The 10,484-nt window shown below is 74.1% G+C and carries 9 protein-coding genes; 2 read left to right on the forward strand and 7 right to left on the reverse strand.

What is annotated here, in order from left to right; all coding sequences use genetic code 11:
* Positions 1–17: 17 nt before the first annotated feature.
* Positions 18–1,409 (reverse strand): tetratricopeptide repeat protein, encoded by a 1,392-nt coding sequence (locus ABZ815_RS43805; protein WP_357707558.1) that lies wholly within the window; start codon positions 1,407–1,409, stop codon positions 18–20.
* A gap of 150 nt (positions 1,410–1,559) precedes the next feature.
* Here ABZ815_RS43805 and ABZ815_RS43810 point away from each other — a divergent pair, with 150 nt between their 5' ends.
* Complete coding sequence (locus ABZ815_RS43810; RefSeq protein ID WP_357707560.1) at positions 1,560–2,789, forward strand: cytochrome P450; 1,230 nt, start codon at positions 1,560–1,562, stop codon at positions 2,787–2,789.
* Here the strand turns inward: ABZ815_RS43810 and ABZ815_RS43815 are convergent.
* Genes ABZ815_RS43815 through ABZ815_RS43840 form a run of 6 tightly spaced genes read right to left on the reverse strand, consistent with a single transcriptional unit; the run spans position 2,764 to position 9,394 of the window.
* Positions 2,764–3,261, reverse strand: coding sequence for a MarR family winged helix-turn-helix transcriptional regulator (locus tag ABZ815_RS43815; RefSeq protein ID WP_357707562.1), 498 nt, complete (start codon positions 3,259–3,261; stop codon positions 2,764–2,766). The genes ABZ815_RS43810 and ABZ815_RS43815 overlap by 26 nt on opposite strands.
* Before the next feature lie 45 nt (positions 3,262–3,306).
* Positions 3,307–4,875 (reverse strand): amidohydrolase family protein, encoded by a 1,569-nt coding sequence (locus ABZ815_RS43820; RefSeq protein WP_357707564.1) that lies wholly within the window; start codon positions 4,873–4,875, stop codon positions 3,307–3,309.
* Entirely contained in the window at positions 4,872–5,582 is a 711-nt protein-coding gene (locus ABZ815_RS43825) for an ABC transporter ATP-binding protein (protein ID WP_357707566.1), read from the reverse strand. Before ABZ815_RS43825 ends, ABZ815_RS43820 begins: the two co-directional genes overlap by 4 nt.
* Positions 5,579–7,345: an ATP-binding cassette domain-containing protein gene (locus ABZ815_RS43830; protein WP_357707568.1), complete on the reverse strand. Its 1,767-nt coding sequence runs from the start codon at positions 7,343–7,345 to the stop codon at positions 5,579–5,581. Before ABZ815_RS43830 ends, ABZ815_RS43825 begins: the two co-directional genes overlap by 4 nt.
* On the reverse strand, positions 7,332–8,189 hold the full coding sequence (locus ABZ815_RS43835; RefSeq protein WP_357707570.1) for a branched-chain amino acid ABC transporter permease: 858 nt from the start codon (positions 8,187–8,189) through the stop codon (positions 7,332–7,334). The genes ABZ815_RS43830 and ABZ815_RS43835 overlap by 14 nt, the downstream gene beginning before the upstream one ends.
* A complete protein-coding gene (locus ABZ815_RS43840; RefSeq protein ID WP_357707573.1) occupies positions 8,189–9,394 on the reverse strand; it encodes an ABC transporter substrate-binding protein in 1,206 nt (401 codons plus the stop codon). Before ABZ815_RS43840 ends, ABZ815_RS43835 begins: the two co-directional genes overlap by 1 nt.
* 96 nt (positions 9,395–9,490) lie before the next feature.
* Between ABZ815_RS43840 and ABZ815_RS43845 the strand changes: the two genes are divergently transcribed.
* Positions 9,491–10,426 (forward strand): TIGR03619 family F420-dependent LLM class oxidoreductase, encoded by a 936-nt coding sequence (locus ABZ815_RS43845; protein ID WP_357707575.1) that lies wholly within the window; start codon positions 9,491–9,493, stop codon positions 10,424–10,426.
* The last annotated feature ends 58 nt before the right edge of the window (positions 10,427–10,484 follow it).

Consider the following 10,484-nt stretch of genomic DNA (forward strand, 5'->3'; position numbering starts at 1 on the left):
GGCGGGGGACGGGCGCGTCAGGCGGTGGTGGTCAAGGTCGTGGCGCGTCGGCGGGCGGCGGCGGCCGTGGCGCGGTCGCCCAGGGCGTCGGCCAGCGCGGCCTGCTTGAGCCAGTTGAACGGGCTGCACGGCCGTACGCCGATCCGCTCGCTCACCAGCGCCCGCGCCACCTCGTGCCGCCCGCCCCGCAGCGCCGCCTCCAGCAGCGTCTTCTGCACGGCGTCCCGCTGGGCGTGGCTGCCGCCGAACTCGTTGACCCGGTGCCGGATCGGGTACAGCAGGTCGACGACGGCCCCGAAGTCGCCCCGCCCGTACGCCACCAGGGCCCGGCACACCGGCAACCCCACCCGCGACGTCATCGCGACGTTGGTGACCCCGGGACGGGACTCCAGCGCGTACGCCTCCCGCGAGGCGACCAGCTTCTCCGCCTCCCCGATCCGTCCGGCCCCCACGTACGCCATGACCGCGTGCACGTCGTTGAAGGCGTAGAACGGCTCGGCCACCAGCGGCGGCCACGCATCGGCCAGGGCCCGCCAGCGTCCGGGCTGGTCGGAGCCCTCCAGCAGGAGCCGCCAGAGCAGCGCGGCGGCGTCCAGCAGCTCCATGGACGTGCGCCCGCCGGCCAGCGCCGCGTCGTACACCCCGAGCGCCCGAGACGTGTCGCCGGTCTCCAGGGCGTAGAGGGCGTAGTGCCACCAGGTGTGGACGTTGAAGAACGTGCCGGTGGACCAGTCGTCCAGGCGGGCGTCGAGGTAGCGCACGCCCTCGCCGAAGCGGCCCTGCATCTCGTAGGTGTGCACGACCGCGTGGATGCCCCACACGTCGCGCCGGTTCAGCTCGACGGCCCGCAGGCCGACCTCCTCGGAGCGGTCGTAGTGGCCGGCCTCCTCCAGGCCGAAGGCGTACATGCCGAGCAGGTGGCCGTAGTGCCGGTCGTCGTCGTGCCAGGCGGTGAGCGCGCCGCCGACCCGGTCGCGCAGCGAGCGGGCGTCGCCGGTGAAGAAGTCGATCTGGTGCCCGGTGGCCAGGGCCAGCGCGTCGCGCGGGTGGGCGACGGTGATCTCGGCCAGCAGCGCGCCGCAGGCGGTCAGGTCGCCGTCGAGCAGCGCCTGGACGGCCGCCAGGTGCGCGCGCTCGCGGGGCAGCAGCGACGACTCGTCGGCCTGGCGGCGGAAGGCGTCGAACCGGGTGCGCGCGCTACGGGCGTCCGCCGCCTCGGTGGTCAACAGGTCGAGGTAGGCGGCCAGGACGTTGCCCATGGGGAAGCCGGGGGAGTCGGCCAGCGCGGCGGTCGCCTCGGCGTCGACCTCGGCCCGGAAGTGCAGCAGCTCGTGGATCGCCCGGTCGTAGTGGCGGGCGGCGGCGGCGCTCGCGCCGGTCATGGCCAGGCCGTGCTCGTCGGTGGTCACCCGATCACTGTAACCACGCCGCCGGTCCCGATTCAGGACGACCGCCCGACGCGGGGCCCGTCATTAGGGGCCATACGAACGAAGAGAACACTTGTCGCCCCTACCCCGTATCCGTAATGTTTGATGCCGAACGACCGAGGAGGAGAGCCCATGCGCCTGGCCGACGTCGACCTCGCGGACCCCGGCAGGTTCGCCGACGGCGTGACCCCGTGGCGGATGTTCGACGTGCTGCGCGAGCGGTCACCCGTCCACTGGCAGGACGAGCACGGGCACGGCAAGGGCTTCTGGGCGGTCACCCGGCACGCCGACATCGTGGCTGTCGGCCGCGACCCGGAGACGTTCACCTCCGAAGGCTTCACCAACCTGGAGGAGGTGGACGAGCGGCAGGCCGCGATCCGGCGTTCCATGCTGGAGACCGACGGCCCCCGCCACCACGCGCTGCGGCGGCTGCTGCTGCGCGACTTCTCGGCCAGGGCGGTGGCCGGCTATGAGGTCTTCCTGCGCGGCCTGACCGCCACGACCCTGGACGCCGCCCTGCCCAAGGGCGAGTTCGACTTCGTCAAGGAGGTCGCCGCCGACTTCCCGATCAACGTGCTGGCCCGCATGCTCGACGTGCCCGACACCCGGCGGCTCATCGACTGGGGCAACCAGATCATCGAGAACACCGACCCGGACCGGCTGCGCGAGAGCGAGAAGTACAAGGACCTGCCCTTCCGCAGCCCCGCCTCCCTGGAGGTCTTCGAGTACGGCCGGGAGCTGGCCGCCCGCCGGCGCGGCGGCGACGGCACGGACCTGGTCAGCCGGCTCGTCAACCAGGCCCCCGCGGACGGCCTGCCGCTGTCGGACCGCGACTTCGACAACTACTTCCTGCTGCTGGTCGTGGCCGGGAACGAGACCACCCGGCACGCCATCTCGCACACCATGCTCGCCCTCATGGAGCACCCCGCCCAGCTCGACCGCCTGCGCGCCGACCCGGCGCTGATGCCGCGCGCCGTGGACGAGTTCCTGCGCTGGGCCTCACCCGTCTACCACTTCCGCCGCACCGCCACCCGCGACGTCACCCTGAACGGCCGCCGCGTCGCCGCCGGCGACAAGGTCGTCATGTGGTACGCCTCGGGCAACAGGGACGAGCGCGTCTTCCCCGACCCGTACCGATTCGACGTGGGCAGGGACGCCGACGAGCACCTGACGTTCGGCAGGGGAGGCCCGCACTACTGTCTCGGCGGCGCGCTGGCCAGGCTGGAGATCCGGGTGCTGTTCGAGGAGCTGCTGCCGCGCCTGTCGTCGATCGAGCCCGCCGGCGAGGTGCGCAGGATCCGCTCGAACTTCGTCAACGGCATCAAGGAGCTGCCGGTCAGATGCTCTCCAGGTGCTCCATGACGCGCTTGAGCGAGCCGGCCAGCTCGCGCCGCTGATCGCTGTCGAGCTCCTTGACCACGAACGCCTCCTGCCGGTTGAACTCCGGGAACAGCTCGCGCATCAGCCGCTCGCCGGTCGCGGTGAGCGCCAGCATGACCCGGCGGCCGTCCGTGGGATGCGGGTAGCGCCGCAGGTGGCGGTAGGACTCCAGGGTCTTGACCACGCCCGTGAGGGTGCCCTTGGAGATGCCCGCCTCGGCGGCGACGTGGCGGGTCTCGCTCTCGCCCCAGATCCACACCACCCACATCACCACGAACCCCGTCCAGGTCAGGCCGGTGTCGCGCAGGACGGTCTGCTCCAGGTGGTTGCGGATGGCCGAGGAGGCGCGGTAGACGTTGGACACCGCCCACATGGCCTCGAAGTCGATGTTGAGGTCGCCCAGCCGCTGGCCGATGGCCTCCTCGGTCTGGCGCAGCGTGTGGTGTCCCGTCATGGCACGAAAGTATATTCGGTACCTAACAATCTTCGCGCTGGCCATTCACGAACGGGCCCAAACGACCCGGCCGCCGAACACCGTCAGGTCCACCGGGGCCGCCACGACGTCCTCGTCCGCCGTCGCCGCGCTGAGGCACAGGTCGGCGACCTTGCCCGGGGTGAGCGTGCCCTTCCAGCCCTCGGCGAAGTCCTGCCGTGCTCCGGCGATCGTATAGGTGGCCAGGGCCTCCTCCAGCGAGATGCCCTCGCCGTCGCGGTCGACCAGCGCCGCCACGCCCGCCCGCCAGTCCGGCGCGGTCACCGGGGCGTCGGAGCTGCACACGGTCAGCACGCCCGCGTCGAGCGCCGAGCGCGCCGGCCACTCCCGTTCGGCCGCCCGCGCGCCGAACAGCTCGCGCGTGGTGCCCGACTCGACGCGCTGGAGCACCGGCTGCAGGTTGATGCCGTAGCCCAGCTCGCCGAGCGTGGCCAGCGCCTGCTTGGAGGCGAACTGGCCGTGGATCACGTAGTGGCGGGGGTCGGCCCTCGGGTGCTCGCGGGAGATCGCGGCCAGCGCGTCCGCGACGGCGTCGATGCCCCGGCTGCCCACCACGTGCACGCCCGCCTGGAGGCCGGCGACGTGCACCAGGCGCAGGATCTCGTCCAGCTCGGCGACCCGCTCGGCGTCCGTGCCGCCGTGCGTGCACAGCGAGCCGTGCCCGCCCGACGGGTACGCCTCCCGCATCCAGGCCGTCTCCGACGGCGGGATCCCGTCGGCGAACACCTTCACGCCCAGCAGCCGGACCAGCCGCTCGTCCACGCCGTCCAGGTCGTCCGGCAGGCGGTCGAGGTAGGCGGCGGTGTCGGCGACCGAGGCGCCCGACATCGGGCTCGGCAGGCCCAGGACGCTCACCCGCGCGGTCAGCCCGCCCGCCCGCGCCAGCTCCCCGTACGCGCCCAGCACCCCCGGCCCCATGCCGCCCGCGAACGCCTCCCCGCCGCCCGGCCCGAGGCCCGGCTCGGTGAAGCTGGTGATCCCGGCCCGGTTCAGCTCGGCCACCACCTCGCGCAGCACCCGGGTCAGGCCGCCCGGCGGAGGGGGCACCAGGCGCTGGACGACGCCCTGGTCCCCGTGGTGCAGCAGGCCGTCGCCGTCCTCGGGCAGCCCGGCCAGGCGCAGCGCGGCGGAGTTCGTCCACGTCGTGTGGCCGGAGAAGTCCTGGAGGAGGACGGGATGGTGGGGGGCGACGTCGTCCAGGTCCGCCTTCGAGGGCAGGCGGCCCTCGGCCAGCCGGCCGGGGTTCCAGCCGATCCCGCGCACCCATTCGCCGGGCCCTGCGGCGCGCACCGCGGCGGCGACCCGGTTCCGCACCTCGGCGATCGACCCCACCGCCACGTCCAGGCAGAACGGCGGGCGGGTCAGGCCGTAGCCGCAGGCGTGCAGGTGGGAGTCGTTGATCCCGGGCAGCAGGACGCGGCCCCGCAGGTCCACGACCTCGGCCGCGGTCCAGCCGGCGGCGTCGCCGACGTGCGCGATCACGCCGTCGCGCACCGCCACGCCCGTCGCGTACGGCCGCGCCGGGTCCATCGTGAGCACCCGCCCGTTGACCAGCAGAAGATCGGCGTCAGTCATGAATCGTCTCCAAGGTAGGCGCGCTTGAGCGCGGCATCCGACTCGCGCAGCGGCGTGGGGTCGCCGCCGTAGGTGATCGTGCCGTGGGACAGCACGTACGCGCTGTCGGCCAGGGCCAGGGCCGCGTGCGCGAACTGCTCGACCAGCAGCACCGCGCAACCGTCGTCGGCCAGCCGCCGGATCACCGGCAGCAGCCGGCGGACGACGCCCGGCGCCAGGCCGAGCGACATCTCGTCGAGCAGCAGCGCCACGGGACCGGTCCCGATGGCCCTGGCCAGGACGAGCATCTGCTGCTCGCCGCCGGACAGCAGCCCGGCCCGCACGTCGAGCCGCCGTTCCAGCTCGGGGAACAGCTCCAGGCCGCGCCGGGGGTCGCCGGCCAGGGACAGGTTCTCGCGGGTGGTGAGCGTGCCGAACACGGCGCGGCCCTGCTCCACGTGCGCCAGGCCGTGCCTGGCGCGGTGGGTGCGCGGCCGGCCGGTCAGCGCGGCCCCGCCCAGGACGATCTCGCCCCCGGCGACCGGCACCACGCCCGAGACCGCTTCGAGCAGCGTCGTCTTGCCCGCGCCGTTCGGGCCGAGCAGGACGGTGACCTGCCCCCGCGCGGCGGTCAGCGTCACGTCCCTGACCACCGGCCGGCCGCCTCTGGCCACGGTCACGTCGCGCAGCACCAGATCCATGGGGTCGCCTCCCGTCCGCCCGCTCACGCGGCGGGCTCCTCGCCCAGGTAGGCCCGCAGGACGCGGGGCTCGGCGAACACCTCGGTGGGCGGGCCCTGGGCGACGACGCGGCCGAAGTCCAGCACGGTCACGCCCGTGCACGCCGCCCGGACCAGGTCCAGGTCGTGCTCGATGAGCAGGACGGCGGCGCCGTACCGGGCGGGGACCCGGCGCAGCCAGGCGCCCAGCCGTTCGCTCTCGGCGTGGCCGAGGCCGGCGGCGGGCTCGTCCAGCACCGCGATCGCCGGACGGGCCAGCAGCGTGCCGGCCACTTCGAGCAGCCGCCTGGCGCCCACGTCGAGCGCGGCGATCGGGTCGCCGGGCGCGGCCGTCACCAGCCCGGCCAGGCCCTCCTCCATCTCGGCGTCGCTCAGCGCGCGGCGCGCGGCGAACCGCAGGTACTCGCGCACCGACAGGCCCACCGGCACCCGGTCCTGCTGGAACGTGCGGCGCAGCCCGGCCCTGGCGCGCCGGTGGACCGCCGCGCCGCCCCGGGCGTCCGCGACGGCGACGCCGCCGACCTCGACCAGGCCGCCTCCGGCGGGGACGAACCCGCTGATCGCGTCGACCAGGGACGACTTGCCCGCGCCGTTCGGGCCGACCAGCCCGTGCACCTCGCCGGCGAGCACGGTGAGGCCGACGTCGTCCACGGCGACGACCTGGCCGTACCGCACGCTCACCCGCTCGATCCGCAGCGCCGCGCGCCGCCCGTCCGCGGCGAGGGCCGGAGCCTCGGGTCCGGCCACCGCGGACACGCCCGGCTCAGCGTCGGCGCGTCCGGTGTCGGCGTGACGGGCGTCGGAGCGGCGGGCGCGGCGGGCGCGCAGGGCGGCGCGGAGGCCGTCGCTCATGCCCGACCCCTGCGTCATCGCCTGCACCGCGCCCACCGCGAACACGACGTTCGCCCACTGCTGCGGTACGCCGAGCCGCCGCAGCAGCTCGCTCACCAGCACGCCCAGCGCCCCGCCGACGAGCGCGCCCTCCGCGTGGTGGGCGCCCGCCATCACGGCCACCGCGTAGGCCACCAGCGACTGCCCGGGGTCGAAGTTGCGCGACACCACCATGGCGAGCTGCCCGGCCAGCAACGCCCCGGACACGCCTGCGATGAACGCGCTCACCGCGAAGGCGCTCAACTTGGCGCCGGGCACGCTGGTCCCGGCCGCCGCCGTGGCCCGTTCCGACTCCTTCAGCGCCCGCCACGACGCCCCGAGCCGGGTCCGCCGCACCACCGCCAGCGCCACCGCCACCAGCGCGAAGACGCCGCAGCACAGCAGGAAGTACTGGCGGTCCGAGGTCAGCCCCGCCGGACGGCCCACCACGACGCCCTGGCTCACGCCGGGGAAGGAGCTGGCGGCCATGACGACGTCCACGGTCGCGGCGAAGCCCAGCGTGACGATCGCCAGGTGCACGCCGCGCAGCCGCAGCGCGGGCAGGCCGATGAGCAGCCCGAACGGCACGGCGGCCAGGCCCGCGAGCGGCAGCCAGACGTACAGGCCGCCGGGGACGCCCCAGACGTTGAGCTGGGCGGTGGTCCAGGCGCCGATGGCGGCGAAGGCCATCTGGCACAGGGAGACCATCCCGGCCTGCCCGGCCACCACCCCGAGGCTCTGCAGCAGCACTCCGGAGATGACCGCCGACATCGCCAGGAACACCCAGTACGCCGGCAGCCCGGCGGCGAGACCGTAGGCGGCCGCCGCCGCCAGGACGCCCGCGACCGCCCACCGCGCCACCGGCCCGTCAGCGCGACGCATCCCACACCTCCCTGCGCCGGCTCCACACGAGGATCAGCAGGATGGCCGCGAACGGCACCACGTCCCGGTACTGCTGCACCACCGCCGACCCCGCGAGCACCCCCTCCAGCAGCCCGAGCGCGAGCCCGCCGGCCAGCGCCCCGGCCAGCCGCCGCAGCCCGCCCAGCAGCGCCGCCGCGCAGGCGGGCACGATGAGCATGCTCAGCGACAGGATGTCGCTCGACCGCACGGGCGCCACCACCAGCAGCACCAGCGACGACGACGCGCCGGCCAGGGCCCACACGGTCAGGGTGAGCGCGCGGGTGCCGATGCCCAGCAGCTCGGTGGTGACCGGCCGCTCGGCCATGGCACGCAGGCGCAGGCCCAGCGGCGTCCGGGTGAGCAGCAGCGAGGTGCCCGCGCCGATCACGACGGCCAGGGCGAGCAGCACGACCGCCCCCTGCGTCACCACGACCCCGGCCAGCGTGGCGACGCGGCCCGCGGCCGGGTTCGGCAGCACCCGCGGCTCGTCGCCGAAGGCGATGTAGGCCAGCGCGATGATCCCGATGAGCTGCGCGATCGACACCGCCGTACGGGTCTGCGGCCCGCTCTCGGCGAACCACCGCGTCACCACCAGGCCGCACCCGGCCGACACCAGTGCCCCGGCCGCCACCCCGGCCAGGGCCGCCGCCCAGTACGGCCACCCCGTCCCGGCGAGCGCGGCCATCACGTACACCCCGGCCACGCCGGTCGCGGCGACGGCCAGGTTCACCGTCGCGGTCAGCCGGTACATGGCGGTGAGCAGGAGGCCGAGGGCGGCGAACGTGCCGCCCGAGGCCAGCCCGGAGACCAGGCCCTGGAACATCAGCCGAGCGTCCCGGGGTAGCGCACCCACTCGGGCGTGACCACGTGCCAGGCGCCGTCCTTGAGCCGGACGATCTTCCCGGCCCGGTTGGAGAAGTGCCGGGCGGCCTGCCCGAACTCGTACGGGGTGCCGGTCATCGGAGTCTGGACGGGCTTGAGCGCCCTGAACGCCGCCGTCACCGACTCCCGGGTGATCGGCCCCTTGATCGTCCTCAGCGTGTCCACGAAGTAGGTGGCCGCCAGGTAGCCGCCCTGCCCGAAGGAGGTGAGCGGCACGTTCTTCGAGGTCATCAGCTCGCGCCAGTCCTTCAGCGCGGGCGAGTCCGCCTCGGTGAACGGCTCGAACTCGGCGTTGGCGTACATGCCGTCCCCGTCGGGGCCGAGGGCCTTGGCGACGGCCTCGGTGTAGGGCGCGGTGGTCATCAGCCAGTCGATGCCGGTGACGTCCTGCTGCTTGACGACCTTCATCCAGGCGATCGCCATCGGCTCGGTGCCGTTGTACAGGACCGCCTGGCAGCCCTCCCGCCGGGCCCGCAGCACGAACGGCGTGGGGTCGGAGTCCGGCTTGACCGTGCGGTCGTCCAGGGTGAGCTTCTTGCCGGTCAGGGCGGTCCAGCTCTTCACGGCCCCGCCGTAGGCGTCGTTGGTGTTGCCGAGGATCGCCAGGAACATGCAGACCTTGTCCCGTTTGAGCACCTCGGAGGCGTAGTAGAGGTTGATCGCCATGTTGAGGTACGGGCCGGTGTTCACCGGGGAGACCGCCGGGGACTCGAAGCAGGTCGGGTCGACGCCGGTGCCCTGGACGGAGACGATCCCCGACTGCTGGTAGAAGGGGGCGTTCACGGCGCAGTCGAGCAGGCTGGCCGAGCCGGCCAGCGCCACGACGCCCTGGTTGGTGACGACGTCCCTGGCGGCCTGGGCGGCGGCGGCCGGGTCGCCCTTGTCGTCGGCGCTGACGTACTCGATCTTGTGGCCGTTCACGCCGCCCTGCTCGTTGACCCGGTCGAAGACGGCCTTGGCCGCGGCCGAGGAGTCGGGGAAGGTGACCGCGCCGCTCAGCGAGCTGACGCCGCCCACCTTGATGACGTTCCCGGCGCCGCCGGACGAGGCGGACGGCGGCTCGTCGGACAGGCCGCACCCGGCGACCGACAGCGGGAAGGCGAGCAGGACGGCGAGCGGGACGGCGCGTGCCCTCATGGGGATCATGGGCGACCTCTCTGCGGATTGTGGAGGGATCGTAAGGTGCCAAACGAGCTGGTTCAAGAGCTAGCTTGTTTAAGATCGTTCGGGTATGAAAGAAAAATGAAGCAACCGCGCATGCAACTCGTGCTGTCCGAGAACTGGACGATGACCTCGGCCCGCGACCTGCCGGTGCTGGTCCGGTGGGCACGCGAGGCCGAGGACGCCGGGTTCGACTCGGTCATGGTCAGCGAGCACCTGGCGCTCGGCCCCGACGCCGGCGCCCGGGGCCGCATGGCCAACCCCCGCGAGTACGCGCTGCCCGGCAACCAGGACCCGTTCACGCCGTGGCCGTACTCGCTGGGCCTGCTGGCCGCCGTCGCCTCGGTCACCACCCGGCTGCGCCTGGCCGCCGCCGCGGTGCTCGCCCCGCTGCGCCACCCGCTGGCGCTGGCCCGCGAGCTCGGCACGCTCGACCTGCTCTCGGAGGGCCGGCTGATCGTGCTGCCCACCGTGAGCTGGAGCCGCGACGAGTACGCCGCGCTCGGCGTGCCCTTCGAGCGGCGCGGGCAACTGCTCGACGAGCACCTGGAGATCTGGGAGCTGCTCTGGCGGGACTCGCCGGTCACCTACCGCGGACGGCACTACCGGTTCGACGAGGTGTACTTCGAGCCGAAGGCGTACCGGGAGAGCGGGCCGGCGCTGTGGTTCGGCGGCGCGCGGATGAGCGCCCACCTGCTGCGCCGGATGACCCGGTGGGGCAGCGGGTTCAACCCGCTCGGCTACCCGCCCGCCGAGGACATGAAGGCGCTGGCCGACGGCATGAAGGCGGCCGGTCGCGACATCGGCGAGCTGGAGCTGGCCGGCGGCACGCGGGCCGTCTTCCCCGACGCCGTCTCCTGTGCGCCGCTCGGCCCGGCCCTGGAGCACATCCCGGCCCGGATGGCCGAGGGTTACACCACCTTCTGCATCAAGCCGTCGCAGTTCGTCGACGACCCGGACGGCGTGGGCGCGTTCTGCCGCGAGGTCATGCGGCGGGTGGGCGAGCTGACCGGGTGAGGACGTGGCGGGGGGCGGGGCCCGAGCGCGGCCCCGCCGGGGCCGCGGGGGCGCGCGC

This window comes from Nonomuraea sp. NPDC047529, from assembly GCF_040642995.1.
Taxonomy (GTDB): domain Bacteria; phylum Actinomycetota; class Actinomycetes; order Streptosporangiales; family Streptosporangiaceae; genus Nonomuraea.

What these genes read in the sequence shown, in the direction of transcription:
- ABZ815_RS43835 (WP_357707570.1), bottom strand. Translation starts at nt 8,189, where the DNA reads ATGTTCCAGGGCCTGGTCTCCGGGCTGGCCTCGGGCGGCACGTTCGCC.
- ABZ815_RS43845 (WP_357707575.1), top strand. Translation starts at nt 9,491, where the DNA reads ATGAAGCAACCGCGCATGCAACTCGTGCTGTCCGAGAACTGGACGATG.
- ABZ815_RS43830 (WP_357707568.1), bottom strand. Translation starts at nt 7,345, where the DNA reads ATGCGTCGCGCTGACGGGCCGGTGGCGCGGTGGGCGGTCGCGGGCGTC.
- ABZ815_RS43840 (WP_357707573.1), bottom strand. Translation starts at nt 9,394, where the DNA reads ATGATCCCCATGAGGGCACGCGCCGTCCCGCTCGCCGTCCTGCTCGCC.
- ABZ815_RS43815 (WP_357707562.1), bottom strand. Translation starts at nt 3,261, where the DNA reads ATGACGGGACACCACACGCTGCGCCAGACCGAGGAGGCCATCGGCCAG.
- ABZ815_RS43810 (WP_357707560.1), top strand. Translation starts at nt 1,560, where the DNA reads ATGCGCCTGGCCGACGTCGACCTCGCGGACCCCGGCAGGTTCGCCGAC.
- ABZ815_RS43820 (WP_357707564.1), bottom strand. Translation starts at nt 4,875, where the DNA reads ATGACTGACGCCGATCTTCTGCTGGTCAACGGGCGGGTGCTCACGATG.